Origin of the sequence: Pseudomonas sp. P9_2 (assembly GCF_034008255.1) — a bacterium.
Lineage (GTDB): Bacteria > Pseudomonadota > Gammaproteobacteria > Pseudomonadales > Pseudomonadaceae > Aquipseudomonas > Aquipseudomonas synxantha_A.
Map to the genome: position 1 here is coordinate 556,943 of NZ_CP125376.1, position 21,327 is coordinate 578,269.

Below are 21,327 nucleotides of genomic sequence, written 5' to 3' on the forward strand. Positions count from 1 at the left end.
AGCGGAACCAATAGCAGCCGTTACCTAAATAACGGATATGTACTCGGTCTGACCCAGCACCCTCGTCGGCCCTGAGGCCGCCAGCGGGAGCAAGCTCCCTCGCCACAGGTACAGCGCCGTACCAAAAGATGTGTAGATACCCATGCTGCGATAGCATCATCCCGGCGCGCGTGGCATACCGAGGTGTCTGCATCGCAGGCAAGCCAGCTCCCACAGAAGATCCTATCGCCCACACTGTTGCGATTTGGGCAATAGTTATTATCTTGTTACACTCTGTATCGCACCGCTCGCCTGCGTTACTTTGACGCATCGATGAGCGCGACGGCAAAGGCAGCTGACCCGCTTACCCGAATTTCCCTCGACTTATTTCCAGGGCTCTACACTGGGAATCTGTCTTAAAGCCGCTGACTTCAGCGGCTTTTTTTTGCCGTGAAAAAAGGCCGGGCACACCCCACGACACTGGCCGTTCATGATTGACCAAAGGAGCTCCACCGGTGAAGAACTCGCTGACGTTCACCCCGTTATTCCTCGCAATCGCAGCAACGATCATCCCCCTTGCCCACGCGGCGGACGCCCCGCCCGACGAAGGCTTCGTCGAGGGTTCGCACCTCACGGTCAACACCCGCAACTACTACATGAACCGCGACCGACGCGACACCCATACCGATGACAGCAAGGAATGGGGCCAGGGCTTTATCGGCACTTTCGAGTCCGGCTACACCCAGGGCACCGTCGGCTTTGGCCTGGACGTCAACGCCATGCTCGGCCTGAAGCTCGACGGCGGCGGCGGCACTGATGGCTCCAGCATCCTTCCCTACGGCAGCGGCAACGGCAAGGCACCGGGTTCGTTTTCCACCGCCGGCGGCACCTTGAAAATGCGTGCCTTCGATACCGAACTGAAAGCCGGCGACCTGTTCCTTAACAACCCGGTGATCGCCGGCGGCATGACGCGCATGTTGCCGCAGACGTTCCGGGGTGTAAGCCTGACCAACCACAGCTTTGACGGCTGGATGATCGAAGGCGGCCAGGCCAGCTTTACCAAGCTCTACAACCAGAGCGGCCATCGGCGCATCGGCACCAGCTACGGCGCATTGCCGGCCAATGCCGACAGCCAGCACCTGGACTGGGCCGGCGTGTCGTTCAGCGGCATTGCCGGGTTGACCAGCAACCTGTACGCCTCCGAACTCAAGGACGTATGGCACCAGTACTACTACGACCTCGAATATACCTACGCCCTCAATGATCTGGTCAGCCTGACCCCCGGCCTGCACTACTACCACACCCAGGACACCGGCCAATCGCTGCTGGGTGATATCGACAACAACACCTACAGCCTGCATTTCACCGTAGGCGTGGGCAACCACAGCGTCACGGCCACCTACCAGCGGGTCAACGGCAACACGCCGTTCGACTACATCACCCAGGGCGACAGCGTGTACCTGGACAACTCCCAGCAGTACTCGGACTTCAACGGCCCCAACGAGCGCTCCTGGAAGCTCAAGTACGCCTACGACTTCGCCGGCCTCGGCGTGCCGGGGCTGACGTCTGCCGTGTCCTACATCAGCGGCAAGACCGACCTGACCAAGGTCGACCCCAACAGTCGTGGCTACAGCAGTTGGTACAGCGCCGACGGCAAGGACGCCAAGCATTGGGAACGGGATATCGACGTGAAATATGTGGTGCAGGGTGGCAAGGCCAAGGACCTCGCCGTGCGCCTGCAATGGGCGACTAATCGAGGAAGCAATGGCTACTCGGCAGTGGATCGGGATGTGGATGAGTACCGTGTGATTGTGGATTACCCCATCAACATCTTCTGACAAGGTTCCAAATGTGGGAGGGGGATTGCTCCCACATTTGGGTTCTGCGACCTATTCCAGAGTTGCTACTAAGCTATTGGCATCCTCAAAGCAGAAGTGCGTCCGATGAGCCCAAGCCTTACCCGCCCTGAGCGCCTGCTTATTCTGGGCAGCACGCTGACAGTGTTGCTGATCGTGGGAGTCGTCACGGCGCTGCTGATTCGTGAACACGCCAATACCTTGCAGACGGCCAAGCGCACCGCCAATACCATCACCCAATTGATCGACGCCGACGTGTTGCGCAATGTCGAACTCTACGATGTGGGCCTCAAGGGTTTGATCACCGCTACCGAACGTACTGACCTGCAGGATGTATCCGCGAGTATCCGTCAGTTGGTGCTGTTCGACCGCTCCGCCGCCGCGCCATACAAGGGCGATGTCCTGTTGCTGGACCCCACCGGCGAGGTGATTGCCGACTCGTCACTGCTCACGATCAAGCCCGGCAACTTCGCTGATCGGGACTATTTTCAGGTTCACCGCCAGAATCCGGACGTGGGGTTGTACATCAGCCGTCCGTTCATGGCCCGCTGTGTGTGCGATGACCAATGGCGCATCGCGTTCAGCCGCCGCGTTTCGTCACCGGACGGGCGCTTCCTGGGAGTCGCCGTCGCGTCCATGCGCCTGTCGTACTTCCGCCAGCTGTTCACCAGCCTGAATATCGGCAGCAACAGCACGATCAACCTGCTCAACCACCAAGGCATCCTGCTGGCGCAAGAGCCTTTGCTGGAAGCGGATATCATCAACAAGGACCTGAGCCAACGCCCCAACGTCGCACGTATGCTGCGTGAACGGGACGGCAGTTTCCGAAGCATCTCCAGTGTCGACCATCAGGCACGCCTTTACAGTTTCTCCAATGTGGGCAATTTGCCATTGATCGTTGCGGTGGCCCTCTCCAGTGATGAAGTGTTCGCGCCCTGGCGGCGCGCGGCGTGGCTGGTCAGCCTTGCAACGGGGGTGTTATGTGTGGGTCTGTTGTGGCTGACCTGGGCGCTGTGCATGGAATTGCGCCGTCGCCATCGTGCCGAGCAGGTGCTGTCAGAACTGGCAGCCACCGACGCCCTCACCGGCCTGGCCAACCGTCGCACTCTGGACGAGCGTTTGCGTATGGAATGGGACCGTGCGCAGCGCTCAACCGAGCCGCTGACCGTGCTGATGATCGACGTGGACCACTTCAAGGCCTTCAACGACCGCCACGGCCATCAGGGTGGGGATGATGCGTTGCGGGCAGTCGCGCAGGTAATCAACAGCACTATCCGTCGCCCGGCCGACCTGGCAGCGCGTTATGGCGGTGAAGAGTTCGCCGCGGTGCTGCCCCATACCGACGCCAAGGGCGCCTGGGTGATCGCCGAGCGTATCCGCCAGAGCGTTCAGCATTTGCCGCAGGTGGCCGGGGATGATCAGCCGATCACGGTGAGCATCGGCATGAGTACCTGGCACAAGCACAGCCGTATCACCCTTGAGGACTTGCTGCTCAAGGCTGACCAAGCGTTGTATGAGGCCAAGCACAGTGGGCGCAATCGCATTGTGGACGCGGCAACCCTTCCCATATAAAACGGCGCGCCATAAAAAAAGGCCACCCGAAGGCAGCCTTTAAAAACTAAAGAAAGAGAGTTGTTACTTACACCGCCGCAACGGGACGCATGTAAGAGATCGGTGCGGTGCTGGCATCTTCGAAGGTCACGACTTCCCAAGCGTCTGTCTGCTCAATCAACTTGCGCAGCAGCTGGTTGTTAAGGGCGTGGCCCGACTTGAAGCCTTTGAACTCGCCTATCAGGCTATTGCCCAGCAGGTAGAGGTCACCGATTGCATCGAGGATCTTGTGCTTCACGAATTCGTCTTCGTAGCGAAGGCCGTCTTCGTTCAGTACACCATCCGCGTCGACCACAATGGCGTTTTCAACGCTGCCGCCGAGTGCGAGGTTGTGCTTGCGCAGGTACTCGATGTCACTCATGAAACCAAAGGTACGGGCGCGGCTGACTTCTTTTACGAACGAAGTGCTGGAAAAATCCACGCTTGCACTTTGGGTGCGGTCACGGAATACCGGGTGATCGAAATCGATCTCAAAGCTCACTTTAAAGCCTTCGAACGGGACGAAGGTGGCGCGCTTGTCGCCGTCTTCTACTGTCACTTCCCGCAGAATGCGAATGAACTTCTTGGCTGCGTCCTGTTCTTCCAGGCCGGCAGATTGAATCAAGAATACGAAGGGTCCAGCGCTGCCATCCATGATCGGGACTTCGGACGCGGAGAGCTCGACGTAGGCGTTATCGATGCCCAGGCCAGCCATGGCCGAGAGCAAGTGCTCCACCGTGTCCACTTTGACGTCACCGTTGACCAGAGTGGTCGACATCGTGGTTTCGCCAACGTTTTCCGCGCGAGCAGGAATCTGCACCACAGGGTCCAGGTCGGCACGAACAAACACGATGCCGGTGTCGACAGGTGCGGGCTTGAGGGTCAGGTATACCTTCTCCCCGGAGTGCAGACCTACACCTGTGGCACGGATAATATTCTTCAGGGTGCGTTGTTTAATCATGGCTTGGACCGCTTCAGCGCAAATTGCGAACTGGTATCAACAAAGGCTGGCGATAATAACAGACCAGACCTTTGCTGAACACCAATCACCTTCATAGCCCTGATACATTCCATTAATCGGCCTGACGACGCAGGAATGCCGGGATGTCCAGGTAGTCCAGATCATCTTGCGGATTCAGGCTACGGGATGCAGCAGCACCGGCCTGGGCCTGGTTGCGCATCACGGTCGGACGGTCCAGATCACGGTAGTTCACCGACGGCAGTTCCTGGCGAGCAGGTGCTGCAGCGGCCGCTGCCTGATTAGCCTGGCTGACCTGGCTGTTGTGCAGGGTGTTGTCGATGACCTTTACAGGCTTCTCGATTTTCGCACCCAGGCCGGTCGCAACCACGGTTACATGCAGTTCATCACGCATGTCCGGATCGATAACGGTACCCACCTTGACCATGGCGTGCTCGGACGCGAAGGCTTCGATGATGCTACCCACGTCGGAGTACTCACCCAGGGACAGGTCGGGACCTGCGGTGATGTTCACCAGGATGCCGCGTGCGCCTTGCAGGTTCACGTCTTCGAGCAACGGGTTGCGGATGGCCGCTTCGGTCGCTTCGCGTGCACGGTTAGGACCGCTGGCGCAGCCAGTGCCCATCATCGCCATGCCCATTTCGCTCATGACGGTACGAACGTCGGCAAAGTCGACGTTGATCATGCCCGGACGCTTGATGATGTCGGAGATACCGCGAACGGCACCGGCCAGTACATCGTCAGCCTTGGCGAACGCAGACAGCAGGCTTGCGTCCTTGCCCAGGATGGTCAGCAGTTTCTCGTTGGGAATGGTGATCAACGAGTCGACGCTTTCAGACAGCAGACGGATACCTTCGTCGGCGATCTGCATGCGCTTGCGGCCTTCGAACGGGAACGGACGCGTCACGACAGCGACGGTCAGAATCCCCATTTCCTTGGCCACTTCGGCAATGATCGGAGCAGCACCGGTACCGGTACCTCCGCCCATGCCGGTGGTGATGAACACCATGTTGGTGCCTTGCAGCACTTCGGCAATACGCTCGCGGTCTTCCAGAGCGGCTTGACGGCCGACTTCCGGATTGGCGCCAGCGCCGAGGCCCTTGGTCACCGCTGTGCCCAATTGCAGGATGGTCCGCGCGCCGATGCTTTTCAGCGCCTGGGCATCAGTGTTGGCGCAGATGAATTCAACGCCTTCAATGTTGCTCTTGACCATGTGGTTGACAGCGTTGCCGCCGCCACCGCCGACACCGATTACTTTGATAACCGGGCTAGCGGGGATGTTGTCTACGAGTTCAAACATGTTCCCTCTCCTTTCGTTTTCTCTAGTTTTTTCGCCTACTGCTTACTGCGGGTGCTGCGGTGTCGCGGTAAATCTTTAGAAATTGCCTTTGACCCAAGCCTGCAACCGCTCGAACAACGGCGCTTTGGCTTCGTCGTCACTGCGGTAGCTGTCGCGGATGCTCGGGCCCGACAGGGAAATGCCATCGGTCTGCTTTTGCAGCCCGTACAACAGCAAGCCCACACCGGTGGAATAAATCGGGTTGCGCACGACGTCGCCAAGGCCTTTCACGCCATGGGGCACGCCCAGGCGCACAGGCATGTGGAAGATCTCTTCGGCCAGTTCGACCGCGCCTTCCATCTTCGAGGTGCCACCGGTCAGCACGATGCCGGCCGGGATCAGATCTTCGTAGCCGCTGCGACGCAGTTCAGCCTGGATCAGGGTGAACAGTTCGTCGTAGCGCGGCTCGACCACTTCGGCCAGCGCCTGGCGCGACAGTTCGCGCGGTGGACGGTCGCCCACGCTTGGCACCTTGATGGTCTCGCCGGCACCGGCCAGTTTGGCCAGGGCACAGGCGTAGCGGATCTTGATTTCTTCGGCGTACTGGGTCGGTGTACGCAACGCCATGGCGATGTCGTTGGTGACCTGGTCGCCGGCAATCGGGATCACCGCGGTGTGACGGATCGCACCCTCGGTGAAGATCGCGATGTCGGTGGTGCCGCCGCCGATGTCCACCAGGCACACGCCCAGCTCTTTTTCGTCGTCGGTGAGTACCGAGTAGGCCGAAGCCAACTGCTCGAGAATGATGTCGTCGATTTCCAGGCCGCAACGGCGCACGCATTTTTCAATGTTCTGTGCGGCGTTGACGGCGCAGGTCACCACGTGAACCTTGGCTTCCAGACGTACGCCCGACATGCCCAGGGGCTCGCGCACGCCTTCCTGGTTATCGATCACGTAGTCCTGCGGCAGGGTGTGCAGCACGCGCTGGTCAGCCGGGATCGCCACGGCCTGGGCGGCGTCGAGGACGCGCTCAAGGTCGGCCGAGCTGACTTCACGGTCGCGGATCGCCACGATGCCATGGGAATTCAGGCTGCGGATATGGTTGCCGGCCACGCCGACAAACGCCGAGTGAATCCGGCAACCGGCCATCAGCTGCGCTTCTTCGATAGCGCGCTGGATCGATTGCACGGTGGACTCGATGTTCACCACCACGCCCTTCTTCAGGCCCCGGGACGGATGCGTGCCAATACCGACGATTTCGATCGCGCCGTCTTCCCCAACCTCGCCCACCAGCGCCACCACCTTGGAGGTGCCGATATCGAGACCGACGATCATTTTGCCGCTTTGCACGTTTGCCATGGGTCCTGCCTCTTCTTAATTCTTCGCGACAGCGGGTTGTGCTGCCGTGGGCGCGGCCGGTGCACGCCAGCCGACGGCCAGGCCGTTGGCGTAACGCAGGTCGACGCTCGCAATGTTCGTAATCTGTTCTTTCAAGGTTTTTTCATAGATGGCAATAAAGCGGCGCATCTTTTCCACCAAGCGGTCGCGTCCCAGCAACAACTCGATGCCCGGGCCGGAACTGCCTGCCCCGGTCGTCAAAAACCAGCTGCCCCGTTCACGCAGTTCCAGGCGTGCAATGGAGAAGCCCAGTGGCCGCAGCATCTGGCTCAAGGCCTGGTACTGCTGCATCACTTGCTGCTGCGCCCGCTGCGGCCCGAACAGCTGCGGCAGGTGCTCATAGTTGGCCAGCTCACGCGGGGTGAACGCCTGGCCCTGGTTGTTCAACAGCGCTTCATCACCCCAACGGGCCACGGGCAGCTGTTCTTCCAGGCGGATCGTGACCTGGTCGGGCCATACGCGGCGCACTTCGGCGTGGGCGATCCACGGCATCTGTTCCAGCTCCGAGCGCATGCCGGCCAGGTCGATGGTAAAGAAGCTCGCCGCCAGGTACGGGCCGATGCGCTGCTGTACCGCCTGCTGGCTGATGTAGCTCAAGTCGCCCTGCACGCTGATCTTGGTGATCGGCCGGTCGGCATACGGCAGCAGGCGTTGCGCGCCTTCGTAGGTACCGAAGCCCAGCACCACCAGCAATACCGGCCAGAACAGCGCCTTGATAAAGCCAAAGTTGGCTTTGGGCAGGCGCGCCGACATCGGCTCTTTGGCCACCATGCGGCTGGCACCCCGTGGCACCGGCTTGCGGCTCGGTGCTTGTGGGGGCTGATGACGAAGCGATGCGCCTTTCATGTCTTAGCCTCGTGACTCGATACTTGCCGCCAGGATCGCCAGCACCAACTGCTGAAAATCCAGGCCGGCTGCGCGAGCGGCCATCGGCACCAGGCTGTGGTCGGTCATCCCCGGTGCGGTGTTGACTTCAAGGAACCAGAAATTCCCTTGGTCATCCTGCATCACGTCTGCCCGCGCCCAACCGGCGATACCCAACGCCTCACAGGCTTTCGCCGTGAGGTCCATCAATTGCTGTTCCTTGGTTGCTTCGAGGCCACATGGGATCCGGTACTGGGTATCGGAAGCCAGGTACTTGGCGTCGTAGTCATAAAAGGTGTGGGGCGTGCCCAAGGCGATGGGCGGCAATACCTGGCCACGCAGGGTGGCGATGGTGTACTCGGGACCGGAAATCCACTGTTCCACCAACACTTGCGAATCGTAGGTACTTGCCGCTTTCCATGCGTCGATCAATTCGGCGGCCGAGTTCACTTTAGCCATGCCGATACTGGAGCCTTCATGGGCTGGTTTGACGATCAAAGGCAGGCCCAGTTCCTTGGCCGCAGAAATACAATCGTCTTCGCTGCACAGCACGGCGTGACGCGGGGTCGGAATACCCAGGCTGTGCCACACCTGCTTGGTGCGCAATTTGTCCATCGCCAGCGCGGAAGCGAGGATACCGCTACCGGTGTAGGGGATGCCGGCACATTCGAGCAGGCCTTGCATGCTGCCGTCTTCACCGCCACGACCATGGAGGATGATGAAGGCACGGTCGATCTTCTCGGCTTGCAGACGGGCGAGGAAGTCATCGCCGACGTCGATGCCAAAGGCGTTCACACCGGCACTTTGCAGCGCCTGGAGCACGGCATTGCCGGACTTGAGCGACACTTCGCGCTCAGCGCTCTTGCCGCCGAACAGCACGGCGACGCGACCGAAATCGGCAGGCGCGACAGTGGAAAACAGGGAGCCGTAGTCAGTGATCATTTCGACGCCCCCTTTGCCAAGGCTGCAAACAGCGGGCTCGCCAGCAACTTGGGCGCAAGGCCACCGATATCACCGGCACCCTGGCACAGCAGGATGTCGCCGGCGCGCAGCAACGGCTTGACGATAGGGGCCAGGTCGACGCCACGCTCGATGTAGATCGGGTCCAGTTGGCCACGCTGGCGGATGCTGTTGCACAGCTTGCGGCTGTCAGCGCCCGGGATCGGTTCTTCACCGGCCGGGTAAACCTCCATCAGCAGCAGCACGTTGGCATCGGCCAGTACATTGACGAAATCGTCGTACAGGTCGCGGGTACGGCTGTAGCGGTGCGGCTGGTAAACCATCACCAGGCGGCGCTCCGGCCAGCCGCCGCGCACGGCCTTGATCACAGCGGCAACTTCGGTCGGGTGGTGACCGTAGTCGTCCACCAGCATCACGTCACCGCCTTCAACCGGCAACTGGCCGTAAACCTGGAAGCGACGGCCGACACCGGCAAAGCGCGACAGCCCTTCGACGATGGCTTCATCGCTGACGCCCTCATCGGTGGCGATGCAGATGGTCGCCAGGGAGTTCAGCACGTTGTGGTTGCCCGGCATGTTCACCGAGACATCCAGCGGTTCGCGGTCAGGACGCAGCACGGTGAAGAAGGTTTGCATGCCTTCCTGGCGTACATTGATTGCGCGCACATCGGCGTCTTCGCTGAAGCCGTAAGTCACGGTCGGACGCTTGACCTGCGGCAGGATTTCACGCACCACCGGATCGTCCAGGCACACCACCGCCAGACCGTAGAACGGCAGGTTGTGCAGGAAGTCGACGAAGGTTTTCTTCAGTTTATTGAAGTCACCGTCGTAGGTCGCCATGTGGTCTTCGTCGATGTTGGTGACGACGGCGACCAGCGGTTGCAGGTGCAGGAAGCTCGCATCGCTCTCATCGGCTTCGGCGATCAGATAGCGGCTGGTGCCGAGCTGGGCATTGGTGCCGGCTGCATTCAGGCGGCCACCGATGACGAACGTCGGGTCCAGGCCACCGGCGGCGAACACCGAGGCGATCAGGCTGGTGGTGGTGGTCTTGCCATGGGTACCGGCGACGGCGATGCCGTGGCGATAGCGCATCAGTTCGGCGAGCATCTCGGCACGCGGCACCACCGGGATACGGCGTTCAAGGGCGGTGGCCACTTCCGGGTTGGAGGTGTTCACGGCACTGGACACCACCAGCACATCGGCCTCGGCAGCGTTCTCGGCACGGTGGCCGATAAAGATCTGCGCACCGAAGGACTTCAGGCGCTCGGTGACCGGCGACTCTTTCAAGTCCGAGCCGGACACCTGGTAGCCCAGGTTCAGCAGTACTTCGGCGATGCCGCACATGCCCACACCGCCGATACCGACGAAATGAATGCGACGGATGCGGCGCATCTCGGGTTGCGGCATGGCTTTCTGATTCTCAACCATGGGCCACCTCCAGGCAGATATCGACCACGGTGCGGGTTGCGTCAGGTTTGGCCAGGCGGCTTGCGGTGCTCGCCATGCTGTTGAGTCGTTCCGGTTGCATCAAAACCTCGGTCAGGCGTGCGGCCAAATCGGCGGCGCCAGTCGTTCTTTGCGGCAGCAGGAAGGCAGCGCCCTCCCCGGCCAAATATTCGGCGTTGCGGGTCTGGTGATCGTCGATCGCATGGGGCAAAGGCACCAGCAACGACGGCAGACCGGCAGCGGCCAGTTCACTGACGGTCAGCGCACCAGCGCGGCAGACCACCAGGTCGGCCCAGCCATAGGCTTGGGCCATGTCTTTGATGAAGGGCTGTACATTCGCCTCCACACCGGCCTCGCGATAACGCGTGGCGGTGACTTCATCATGGTTCTTGCCGGCCTGGTGGAAGATCTCCGGGCGCACATCCTCAGGAAGTTGCGCAACGGCTTCAGGCAGCAATTTGTTCAGTGGCTCGGCGCCCAGGCTTCCGCCCAGGATCAGCAGGTGCGCCTTGCGCCCGGCCAGAGCGTCACGCGCAATGGCCATGAACAGTTCGGTACGCACTGGGTTACCGGTGGTACGAAGCTTGTCCGAGGCAGCGAAGGTTTTCGGGAAGGCTTCACACACCCGCGATGCCAACGGCACCAGCAGACGGTTGGCAGTCCCGGCGACGGCGTTCTGTTCGTGCACGATCACCGGTACGCCAGCGAGCTTCGCCGCGACGCCACCAGGGCCGGTCACATAACCGCCGAAACCGAGCACACACACCGGCTTCAGTTCGCGGATGATCCTGCGTGCCTGCATGACCGCCTTGAGCAACACGAACGGCGCCTTGAGCAGGGACAACTTGCTCTTGCCACGCAGGCCGGTGACGTTGATCAGATGCAGGGGCAAACCGGCATTGGGCACCAATTCGTTTTCAATGCCACGGGGCGTACCCAACCAGTGCACGGTATAGCCGCGGTTCTGGAATTCACGGGCGCAAGCCAGGGCCGGGAACACATGCCCCCCGGTGCCGCCAGCCATGATCAACACGTTAGCGCCCATGGGTCGGCTCCTCGGCGAAGTCGCTTTCGCTGAACTCCATCTCTTCGCTGCCCAAGTGGGTTCGACTCTCCCACTCGATACGCAGCAACAAGCCAAGACAGGCGCAGCAGATCACCAACGAACTGCCACCGTAACTGAGGAACGGCAAGGTCAGGCCCTTGGTCGGCAGCAGGCCGACGTTCACGCCGATGTTGATCAGGAACTGGCCGATCCACAGGAATGCCAGCCCGTAGGCAACGTAGGCGGCAAAGAACTGCTTGGCCTTCTCGGCCCACAGACCGATGTACATGGCGCGTACACAGACGAATACGAACAGGCCGACAGTGCACAGCGAACCCACGACACCCAGCTCTTCGGCGAGTACCGAGAACACGAAGTCGGTGTGGGCTTCGGGCAGGTAGAACTGCTTCTGCACGCTGTTGCCCAGGCCCACGCCCAGCCACTCGCCGCGACCGAAGGCAATCAGCGCCTGGGTCAACTGGTAGCCGGAACCGAACTGATCGGACCAGGGGTCGGTGAAGGTAATCAGACGGGCCATCCGGTAAGGTTGCGCCTGTACCAGAATGGTCACCGCCGCGACTGCCAGCACCACCATCAAGGTGAAGCGGAACAGGCCGACGCCGCCGAGGAACAGCATGGCCGCCGCAGCGCCCATCATGACCACGGTGGCACCGAAGTCGGGCTCCATCAGCAACAGCCCGGCCATGGGCAGCAGCACGATGAAGGGTTTGAAGAAGCCCATCCAGCTTTCGCGCACTTCTTTCTGACGGCGTACCAGGTAACCGGCCAGGTAGATCACCACGAACACTTTGGCAATCTCCGAGGGCTGCACGTTGAACGCGCCGAAGCCGATCCAGCGCATCGAACCGTTCACCTCGCGGCCGATGCCGGGCACGATCACCATCACCAGCAAACCGAACGCGCCGATCAGCATCAGCCAGCCCAGACGCTGCCAGGTGGCGATAGGAATCATCATGGTGACGATGCACGCGCCGAGGCCGATCACCAGATACACCAGGTGACGGATCATCATGTAAAGGGTATTGCCCGACTGCACGGCAGCCACTTCGGAGGATGCCGAAGTGATCATCACCAGGCCCAGGCCGAGCAGCGCGAGGCACCCGGCGAGCATTGGGAAATCGAGGTCGATGCCGCGCCCGGTAATGATCGGCGACGGGTACGGCTTGATGATGTTTTTCAGGTTGAGGCTCATGCCAAGGCCTCCACGGCGCGGGCGAACAGCTGACCGCGCTCTTCGTAATTCTTGAACATGTCGAAACTGGCGCAGGCCGGCGACAGCAACACCGCGTCACCCGGCTGGGCCAGGGCTTTGCAGTGGGCAATGGCGTCATCCAGCGAAGTCGCGCGTACTTGCGGCACCGCGTCGCCGAGGGCGGCGGCGATCAGGTCCGAATCGCGGCCCATCAGCACTACGGCGCGGCAATGGGCGGCAACCGGACTTGCAAGGTCCTTGAAGTCGGCGCCCTTGCCATCACCACCGGCGATCAGCACCAGCTTGCCGTCGATATCGGCACCCAGGCCCTCGATGGCAGCCAGGGCGGCACCGACGTTGGTGGCCTTGGAATCGTTGTAGTAGCTCACGCCATTGAGGTCGCGTACCCACTGGCAGCGATGCTCAAGGCCGGCGAACGTACGCAGGCTGGCGAGCATGGCGTCGAATGGCAGGCCAACCGCATGACCAAGCGCCAGGGCAGCCAGGGCATTGGACTGGTTATGTGCGCCACGGATCTTCAGCTCGCGTACCGGCATCAGGTTCTGGAATTCGAAGGCCAGGTACTTCTCGCCGTTCTCTTCGCGAATGCCGAAGCCTTTGAAGTCGGGTTTGCCCAGGCCGAAAGTCCAGCAAGGCATGCCCTCGCCCATCAGCGGACGGCTCAGGGCATCCTGGCGGTTGACTACAAATTGCCTGGCGCCACGGAAGATCCGGTGCTTGGCCAGGTGATAAGCCGGCAGGCCGCTGTAGCGGTCCATATGGTCTTCGCTGACATTCAGCACGGTGGCCACTTCAGCGCCGAGATCGTGGGTGGTTTCCAGCTGGAAGCTCGACAACTCCATCACGTACAACTCGACGTCGTCGCTGAGCAGATCCAGCGCCGGCACACCGAGATTGCCGCCCACGGCCACGCGCTTGCCGGCCGCAGCCGCCATTTCGCCGACCAGGGTGGTCACGGTGCTCTTCGCGTTGGAACCGCTGATGGCCACGATCGGCGCCTTGGCGTTACGCGCAAACAGATCGATATCGCCGGACAACTTGACGCCACGCGCTGCGGCAGCTTGCAGGGCGGGTGTAGCCAGGGCCAGACCGGGGCTCACGTAGAGCTCATCGGCACGGCACAGAAACTCGACATCCAATTCGCCACAACGCACTTCCACGTGCGGGTAGTCACGGCGCAGCGTGACCAGCTCCGGTGGATTTTCCCGCGTGTCGGCCACGGCAAACGACGTGCCCCGGTTCGCCAGGAAGCGAACCAGGGACATGCCGCTCTTGCCGAGGCCGACAACGATGCGGAAGTGGTCTGAAGCGATCAGGGACACTCGTTTCTACCTCAGTTTCAGGGTGGCAAGGCCGACCAGTACCAGAATCACGGTGATGATCCAGAAACGGACGATCACACGTGGCTCGGGCCAGCCCTTGAGTTCAAAGTGGTGGTGGATCGGCGCCATGCGGAACACACGACGCCCGGTCAATTTGAAGGAAGCCACCTGGATGACCACCGACAGGGTTTCCATCACGAACACACCGCCCATGATGAACAGCACGATTTCCTGGCGAACGATCACCGCAATGGTGCCCAGGGCAGCGCCCAGCGCCAGCGCGCCGACGTCGCCCATGAAGACTTGTGCCGGGTAGGTGTTGAACCACAGGAACCCCAGGCCGGCACCGATCAGCGCGCCGCAGAACACGATCAGCTCACCGGCGCCCGGTACGTAAGGGATCAGCAGGTATTCAGCGAATTTCACGTTACCCGACAGGTAGCAGAAGATGCCGAGTGCACCGCCAACCATCACCGTCGGCATGATCGCCAGGCCATCAAGGCCGTCGGTCAGGTTCACTGCGTTGCTGGAGCCGACGATCACGAAATAGGTCAGCACCACGAAGCCGACACCCAGTGGAATGCTTACATCCTTGAGCATCGGGATGATCAAGGTGGTTTCCACGGCGCTTGGCGCAGTGGTGTACAGGAAGACTGCCGCAGCGAGGCCGAACACCGACTGCCAGAAATACTTCCAGCGGCTTGGCAGCCCCTTGGAGTTTTTCTCGATCACTTTGCGGTAGTCATCCACCCAGCCGATGGCACCGAACAACAGGGTCACCAGCAGCACCACCCACACGTAGCGGTTATGCAGGTCGGCCCAGAGCAAGGTGCTGACGCCGATGGACGACAGGATCAGCGCACCGCCCATCGTCGGCGTGCCGGACTTGGACAGATGCGACTGCGGGCCGTCGTTACGAACCGATTGACCAATTTGCAGGTTCTGCAGGGTGCGGATCATCCACGGCCCCAGGAACAGTGACAAAGACAGCGCGGTCAGCACACCCAGGATCCCGCGCAGGGTCAGGTACTGAAAGACCGCGAAGCCTTTGTGGAACTGTTGCAGATACTCAGCCAGCAGCAGCAGCATTAATGTTTCTCCGTACTTGAGCCACACAAGGCTGCGACGACGTTTTCCATCACCGCGCTGCGCGATCCCTTGATCAAAATGGTTGTGTGTTTGTCGTGTTCAGTCGCCGTCAGCGCCTGGATCAATTCAGCTTGCGTCGCGAAATGCCGCGCACCGGGACCAAAGGTGCTCACGGCGTGAGTCATGTTCGGGCCGACCGCGTAGAGCGCGTCGACCTTGCCGCTGGCGTAGGCACCCACTTCGCGATGGGACTGCTCGGCCCAGTCGCCCAGTTCGGCGATATCGCCCAGCACCAGTACTTTGCGGCCATCGAAACCCTTGAGCAGATCTATGGCGGCGCAGACCGAGGACTGATTGGCGTTGTAGGTGTCATCAATCACGCGCATGCCGTTGGCAGCCAATTGCGCCACGGTGCGGCCCTTGACCGGCTGCACCGCGCCCAGGCCCGTAGCGATACCGAACAGCGACACGCCCAGGGCATGGGCGGCGGCGGCGGCGGCCAGGGCGTTGGCAACGTTATGGTTGCCCAGCAGGTTCAACTGCACGTGTTCGCTGCCTTGCGGGGTATGCAAGGTGAAAGACGGGCAACCGCGGGCGTCAACGGTGATATTTGAAGCATGGAAGTCGGCCGCGGCATTGAGCACCGCAAACGTCAGCACCTTGCGACCGGCGGCGCGTACACGCCAGGTCTCGAAAGCCTTGTCGTCCAGGTTCAGCACAGCGGTGCCCGAGGCGTCGAGCCCTTCAAGGATTTCACCCTTGGCTTCGACGATTTTTTCCGGGCCGCCGAACTCGCCGACATGGGCGGTACCGGCATTGTTGATGATCGCCACGTGAGGCTTGGTCAGCGCCACGGTGTAGGCGATTTCGCCGATGCGCGAAGCCCCCAGCTCGATCACGGCTGCCGTGTGCTCCGGGGCCAGCTCGAGCAGGGTCAGCGGTGCGCCGAAATCATTGTTGAGGTTGCCACGAGTCGCGAGCACTGGCCCGCGCGTACGCAGGACGCCGGCAAGCAGTTCCTTGACCGTGGTCTTGCCGCTGGAGCCGGTAATGGCCGCCACCGGCTTGTCAAAAGCCGCGCGGTTGAGCGCACCCAGTTGGCCCAGGGCCAGGCGGGTATCGGCAACCAGCAATTGCGGCAAGGTGGAGTCGGCCACTTCACGCTGTACCAAGGCACCGACGGCACCTTCGGCGGCGACTTCGTTCAGGTAGTCGTGACCATCGAAGCGCGGGCCTGCCAGGGCGACAAACAACTGCCCAGGCTGAATGTTGCGGCTGTCGATACTCACGCCGTTGAAGGTGCAATCGCTCGACACTACGCGGGCCGACAGGGCCTGGGTGAGTTCGCTGAACTGCATGACTTTAAGCATGGGCGACCTCCCAGGCAGTCAAGGCGTGATCAGCCTCGACCAGATCGGAGAAGGCATGGCGCTCGCCGTTGATTTCCTGGTAGTCCTCGTGCCCCTTGCCCGCCAGCACCACCACATCGTCAGCGCTGGCGCTGGCAATCAGTTGGGCAATGGCGGCACCACGACCGGCAACGAAGGTGGCCTTGGAGGCATCTTTGAAGCCGACACGGATGTCATCGAAAATCTGGCTTGGGTCTTCGCTGCGCGGGTTGTCGTCGGTGACGAGTACGCCGTCGGCCAAACGCTCGACAATCTCGGCCATCAACGGACGCTTGCCGCGATCGCGATCACCGCCGCAGCCGAACAGGCAGAGCAATTTGCCCTTGGCATGTGGGCGCAGCGCTTCGAGAACTTTTTCCAGGGCATCCGGGGTATGGGCGTAATCGACCACCACCAGCGGCTGCTTGCCGCCACCCAGGCGCTGCATACGGCCAGCCGGGCCCTCAAGCTTGGGCAGTACGCGCAGGATTTCATCCAGGGCGTAATCCAGCCCCAGCAGCGCGCCGATGGCAGCAAGTACGTTGCTCAGGTTGAAGCGGCCGAGCAAGGTACTGCGCAAGTGGTGTTCGCCCTGGGGCGTGACCAACGTGGCGCGTACGCCCTCGTCATTGAACTGGGCTTCGCGGCAATACAGGTAGGCACTGGAATCTTTCAGGCTATAGCTGATCAGGCGTGCTTCGCTTTCTTCGCCAGCCAGTTGACGGCCAAATGCGTCGTCCAGGTTGATCACTCGGCACTTCAGGTCATTCCAGGCAAACAGCTTGGCCTTGGCGGCGGCGTACGCCTCCATGGTGCCGTGGTAGTCGAGGTGATCACGGGACAGGTTGGTCATCACCGCAACGTCAAAGGCCAGGGCAGCCACTCGCCCCTGATCCAGACCATGTGAGGAAACTTCCATTGCAACCGCCTTGGCGCCGGCCTTTTTCAGGTCGGCCAGGGTCGCTTGCACGGCAATCGGGTTCGGCGTGGTGTGCAGGCCGCTTTGCAGCGCACCATAAAAGCCAGTGCCCAGGGTGCCGACGATGCCGCAGTGCTGGCCCAAAAGGTCAAGGGCCTGGGCGACCAACTGGGTCACGCTGGTCTTGCCATTGGTGCCGGTCACGCCGATCAGGTTGAGCTGGCGGCTCGGGTCGCCGTAAAAACGCCCGGCGATGTCAGAGAGCTGCGCAGCCAGGCCCTTGACTGGAATCAACGGCACGTCGGTGATCGGCAGCACAGTGGCGCCTTCCACTTCATAGGCCACAGCCGCCGCGCCGCGTTGCAGGGCGTCTGCGATATGCGCACGACCGTCGAACTTGCCGCCAGGCACCGCCAGGAACAGGTCACCGGCGCGTACGTTGCGGCTGTCCAGGCTCAATTCGCGAATCAGCAGATCGCGGCCGGCATGGGCAAAAATCTTGTTGAGGCTCAGAGACATCAGCCGCGCCCTCCATTGGCTTTGACAGCGGCGGCCGGTGGTCCGGCGTTGGCTTGTTGGGTCGGCGGCAGGTTGTCCGGCGTGATGTTCATCAGGCGCAGGGTGCCGGACATCACTTTGCTGAACACCGGCGCCGATACCAGGCCACCGAAGTAGCCGGCTTTACTCGGTTCGTCGATCACCACGACGATGGCGTAGCGCGGGTCGCTCATCGGGCCGAAGCCAGCGAACAGCGAGCGGTAGGAATTTTCGGCGTAGCCCTTGGTGCCTACCGATGTCTTGCGCGCAGTACCCGACTTGCCTGCCACGTGATATGCCGGCACCTGGGCACGGAACACCCCGCGTGGAGCTTCGATCACTTGTTGCAGCATGCCCTGGATGGTCTTGGCGACTTTTTCCGGAATGACCTGATTGGCTTTCGGCGGTTCATCCACATGGATCAGGCTCAACGGCACCATGCGGCCGTTGTTGGCTAATACAGAGAACGCGTGGGCCAGCTGGATCGCAGTGACCGACAGGCCGTAGCCGTAGGACAGCGTGGCAGTCTCGGCCTTTCTCCACTCGCGGTAGTTCGGCAGGTTGCCCACGCGCTCACCCGGGAAATCGAGGCCGGTGGGTTGCCCCAGACCGATTTTTTGCGCCAGGTGATAGATCGTTTCGCCGCCAATGTCGAAGGCGACCTTACTCATGCCCACGTTACTGGAGTTGATCAGAATACCTGTCAGATCCAGCACCGGACCTTCGCTGCGGGATACGTCGCGAATGGTGTATTTGCCCAGTTGCAAGGTGCCTGGGTAAACCTCGACCTTGTCGGTAGGTTTCCAGCGCCCGGTTTCCAGAGCAGCGCTCATGGAGATGGCTTTCATGGTCGAACCCGGCTCGAACACGTCGATCATTGCGCGGTTACGCATCATCGCCGGCTGCAGGTTGCGACGGTTGTTGGGGTTATAGGTCGGCTGGTTGACCATGGCGAGGATCTCGCCGGTCTTCACGTCCATGATCACCAGGCTACCGGCCTTGGCGCCGTTCTCGATGATCGCGTTACGCAGTTCGCGGTTGGCCAGGTATTGCAGGCGCAGATCGATCGACAACGCCAGAGGCTTGCCGGCCTTGGCGTTTTTGGTGACCTGGACATCCTTGATCAGCCTGCCGCGCCGATCCTTGATGACCTGCCGCTTGCCCGGAACTCCGGCCAGCCATTCGTCGTACGCCAGCTCAACACCTTCGCGACCATGATCATCGATATCGGTAAAGCCGACCATGTGCGCGGTGGTTTCACCGGCCGGGTAGAAACGACGAAACTCCTCGATGCCGTAGACACCGGGGATTTTAAGGTCGAGCACCTGCTGGCCTTGCTCGGGGGTGAGCCCGCGAACCAGATAGATGAATTCCTTGTTGGCCTGGGCTTCGAGGCGATCGGTCAGGGCCTTGCGGTCCTGGCCAAGGGCGGCGGCCAGCTCGGGCCACTTGTCCTTGGCAACTTGCAGCTCTTTAGCGTTGGCCCACAGCGTCGTCACCGGGGTACTGACGGCCAGGGGCTCGCCATTGCGGTCGGTGATCAGGCCGCGGTGCGCAGGAATTGGAATATGCCGCAGGCTGCGGGCGTCACCCTGGCCGATCAGGAAGTCGCGGTCGACCACCTGCAGGTCGAAGATGCGCCAGACGATCGCACCCACCATCAATGCCAGCAAGCCGAGCATCAGGCGGAAGCGCCACGGGTAGAGTGCGCCTTCGAGCTTCATCATGGCGCCACCATGCGGACTTCGGCCGCGCCCGGGATGTGCATCTTCAGCTGCTCGGTAGCCAGCACTTCGATACGGCTGTGGGCTGTCCAGGTACTTTGTTCGAGGATCAACCGGCCCCACTCCGCCTGCGCCTTGTCACGCACGCTCAACTCCCCATACAGGGTATTGAGCAACTGGCGGTTCCAGTGGGCGCTGTAGGACACCGCAATCGCGGACACCAGCACGCCGACAAACAGCAGCAACATAAAGAAGCTGCCGCCCGGCAGGGGTTTGGCGAAAAGCTTGCTCACCGCAGCTTCTCCGCGACGCGCATGACGGCGCTACGGGAACGTGGGTTGGCCTTGAGTTCGGCTTCGGAAGCGAACTGCGCTTTGCCATGGATTTTGATTTTCGGCACAAAGGCTTCGAAACGTACCGGCAGGTTGCGCGGCAGGTTGTCGGACTCGCCCTTGACCAGACGACGCATGAACAGTTTGACGATGCGGTCTTCCAACGAGTGGAAGCTGATCACCACCAGGCGACCGCCCACTTCCAGAGAATCCAGAGCGGCTTCGAGGCCGGCTTCCAGATCACCCAATTCGTTGTTGACGTGAATGCGCAGGCCCTGGAACGCACGGGTTGCCGGGTTCTTGCCCTTTTCCCACGCTGGGTTGGCGACCTTCAGCACTTCAGCCAGGTCGGCGGTACGCTCGAATGGCTGGATTTCCCGACGCTCGACCACGGCACGCGCCATCCGGCCGGCGAAGCGTTCTTCGCCGTATTCCTTGAATACGCGGGCGATTTCTTCCACCGGTGCGGTGGCGATGAACTGGGCAGCGCTGACCCCTCGGGTGGGGTCCATGCGCATGTCCAGGGGGCCGTCGTTCATGAAGCTGAAGCCGCGCTCCGGGTCGTCGAGCTGCGGCGAAGACACGCCCAGGTCGAGCAAAACCCCGGCCACCTTGCCTGCCATGCCGCGCTCGGCGACTTCGGCACCCAACTCGGCAAAGCTGCGCTGCACAACGACAAAGCGGCCGTCTTCGGCCGCTAGCGCTTGCCCGGTGGCAATCGCTTGAGGGTCCTTGTCGAACCCGAGGAGCTTACCGTCGGGCCCGAGCTGGCTGAGTATCAAACGGCTGTGCCCGCCCCTGCCGAAGGTGCCATCCAAATAGCAGCCATCCGCGCGTACGGCGAGAGCCTCAACGGCTTCGTCAAGCAGTACGGTGATGTGGTTAAAGCCGCTATCAATAGTCACAGGATCAAATCACGCAGTTCATCAGGCATCGCGCCCGGTTGTTGAATAGCAGCCAGGTCAGCTGCAGAAACAGCATCCCAGGCATCTTCGTCCCACAATTGGAACTTGTTCAGCTGGCCTACCAGCATTGCGCGCTTGTCGAGCTTGGCGTACTCGCGCAGACGCGGCGGTACCAGGAAACGACCGCTGCCATCGAGTTCTAGGTCAACGGCATTGCCGATCAGCAAACGCTGGAGGCGGCGGTTTTCTTCACGCAATGAAGGCAGCGCGCGCAACTTGGTTTCAATCAACTCCCACTCATCGAGGGGGTAAACACACAAACAAGGGTCAACGGCGTCAATCGTGATGATTAACTGCCCTGAACTTCGCGAAATGAGCTCGTCACGATACCGGCTCGGCATGGCGAGACGGCCTTTTGCATCGAGACTGATAGCGTTAGCTCCGCGAAACACAGATGCGTTTCTCCAAATTTTAGCGTTTTA

The 21,327-nt window shown here is 61.3% G+C and carries 18 protein-coding genes; 2 read left to right on the plus strand and 16 right to left on the minus strand.

The features are described from left to right. Positions 1-494: 494 nt before the first annotated feature. Both QMK52_RS02345 and QMK52_RS02350 read left to right on the plus strand, forming a co-directional pair. Positions 495-1,817 (plus strand): OprD family porin, encoded by a 1,323-nt coding sequence (locus QMK52_RS02345; RefSeq protein ID WP_005784954.1) that lies wholly within the window; start codon positions 495-497, stop codon positions 1,815-1,817. 105 nt (positions 1,818-1,922) lie between these two features. Then, positions 1,923-3,407 (plus strand): diguanylate cyclase, encoded by a 1,485-nt coding sequence (locus QMK52_RS02350; RefSeq protein ID WP_005784952.1) that lies wholly within the window; start codon positions 1,923-1,925, stop codon positions 3,405-3,407. Between the two features lie 67 nt (positions 3,408-3,474). Here the strand turns inward: QMK52_RS02350 and lpxC are convergent, their stop codons facing one another. From lpxC to mraZ, 16 genes are all read right to left on the minus strand, one after another. Beyond that, positions 3,475-4,386 (minus strand): UDP-3-O-acyl-N-acetylglucosamine deacetylase, encoded by a 912-nt coding sequence (lpxC, locus tag QMK52_RS02355; RefSeq protein WP_003171886.1) that lies wholly within the window; start codon positions 4,384-4,386, stop codon positions 3,475-3,477. Positions 4,387-4,498: 112 nt separating this feature from the next. Then, a complete protein-coding gene (ftsZ, locus tag QMK52_RS02360) occupies positions 4,499-5,704 on the minus strand; it encodes a cell division protein FtsZ (RefSeq protein WP_005784951.1) in 1,206 nt (401 codons plus the stop codon). 75 nt (positions 5,705-5,779) lie between these two features. Beyond that, a complete protein-coding gene (gene ftsA, locus QMK52_RS02365; protein ID WP_003188682.1) occupies positions 5,780-7,042 on the minus strand; it encodes a cell division protein FtsA in 1,263 nt (420 codons plus the stop codon). Between the two features lie 15 nt (positions 7,043-7,057). Next, positions 7,058-7,927: a cell division protein FtsQ/DivIB gene (locus tag QMK52_RS02370; protein ID WP_032803262.1), complete on the minus strand. Its 870-nt coding sequence runs from the start codon at positions 7,925-7,927 to the stop codon at positions 7,058-7,060. Between the two features lie 3 nt (positions 7,928-7,930). Further along, positions 7,931-8,887 carry a D-alanine--D-alanine ligase gene (locus QMK52_RS02375; protein ID WP_032877721.1) on the minus strand — a complete coding sequence of 319 codons (957 nt, stop codon included), beginning with the start codon at positions 8,885-8,887 and terminating at the stop codon, positions 7,931-7,933. After that, complete coding sequence (gene murC / locus QMK52_RS02380; RefSeq protein WP_320403786.1) at positions 8,884-10,332, minus strand: UDP-N-acetylmuramate--L-alanine ligase; 1,449 nt, start codon at positions 10,330-10,332, stop codon at positions 8,884-8,886. The genes QMK52_RS02375 and murC overlap by 4 nt, the downstream gene beginning before the upstream one ends. Next, the gene (gene murG / locus QMK52_RS02385) at positions 10,325-11,395 is read right to left on the minus strand and encodes an undecaprenyldiphospho-muramoylpentapeptide beta-N-acetylglucosaminyltransferase (protein WP_005784943.1); all 1,071 of its coding nucleotides are present in this window, start codon (positions 11,393-11,395) and stop codon (positions 10,325-10,327) included. The genes murC and murG overlap by 8 nt, the downstream gene beginning before the upstream one ends. Next, positions 11,385-12,608, minus strand: coding sequence for a putative lipid II flippase FtsW (ftsW, locus tag QMK52_RS02390; RefSeq protein ID WP_005784942.1), 1,224 nt, complete (start codon positions 12,606-12,608; stop codon positions 11,385-11,387). The genes murG and ftsW overlap by 11 nt, the downstream gene beginning before the upstream one ends. After that, positions 12,605-13,951 (minus strand): UDP-N-acetylmuramoyl-L-alanine--D-glutamate ligase, encoded by a 1,347-nt coding sequence (gene murD, locus QMK52_RS02395; RefSeq protein ID WP_320403787.1) that lies wholly within the window; start codon positions 13,949-13,951, stop codon positions 12,605-12,607. Before murD ends, ftsW begins: the two co-directional genes overlap by 4 nt. 6 nt (positions 13,952-13,957) lie before the next feature. Next, the gene (gene mraY / locus QMK52_RS02400; RefSeq protein ID WP_005784939.1) at positions 13,958-15,040 is read right to left on the minus strand and encodes a phospho-N-acetylmuramoyl-pentapeptide-transferase; all 1,083 of its coding nucleotides are present in this window, start codon (positions 15,038-15,040) and stop codon (positions 13,958-13,960) included. After that, complete coding sequence (locus tag QMK52_RS02405) at positions 15,040-16,410, minus strand: UDP-N-acetylmuramoyl-tripeptide--D-alanyl-D-alanine ligase (protein ID WP_320403788.1); 1,371 nt, start codon at positions 16,408-16,410, stop codon at positions 15,040-15,042. The genes mraY and QMK52_RS02405 overlap by 1 nt, the downstream gene beginning before the upstream one ends. Continuing rightward, positions 16,403-17,866, minus strand: coding sequence for a UDP-N-acetylmuramoyl-L-alanyl-D-glutamate--2,6-diaminopimelate ligase (locus QMK52_RS02410; RefSeq protein WP_005784935.1), 1,464 nt, complete (start codon positions 17,864-17,866; stop codon positions 16,403-16,405). The genes QMK52_RS02405 and QMK52_RS02410 overlap by 8 nt, the downstream gene beginning before the upstream one ends. After that, positions 17,866-19,608, minus strand: a complete 1,743-nt coding sequence (locus QMK52_RS02415) for a peptidoglycan D,D-transpeptidase FtsI family protein (protein WP_164699553.1) — start codon at positions 19,606-19,608, stop codon at positions 17,866-17,868. The genes QMK52_RS02410 and QMK52_RS02415 overlap by 1 nt, the downstream gene beginning before the upstream one ends. Then, positions 19,608-19,901 (minus strand): cell division protein FtsL, encoded by a 294-nt coding sequence (gene ftsL, locus QMK52_RS02420; protein ID WP_003188663.1) that lies wholly within the window; start codon positions 19,899-19,901, stop codon positions 19,608-19,610. The genes QMK52_RS02415 and ftsL overlap by 1 nt, the downstream gene beginning before the upstream one ends. Continuing rightward, entirely contained in the window at positions 19,898-20,845 is a 948-nt protein-coding gene (gene rsmH, locus QMK52_RS02425; RefSeq protein WP_413817830.1) for a 16S rRNA (cytosine(1402)-N(4))-methyltransferase RsmH, read from the minus strand. The genes ftsL and rsmH overlap by 4 nt, the downstream gene beginning before the upstream one ends. Then, on the minus strand, positions 20,842-21,297 hold the full coding sequence (gene mraZ, locus QMK52_RS02430; protein ID WP_003171868.1) for a division/cell wall cluster transcriptional repressor MraZ: 456 nt from the start codon (positions 21,295-21,297) through the stop codon (positions 20,842-20,844). Before mraZ ends, rsmH begins: the two co-directional genes overlap by 4 nt. Positions 21,298-21,327 lie beyond the last annotated feature (30 nt).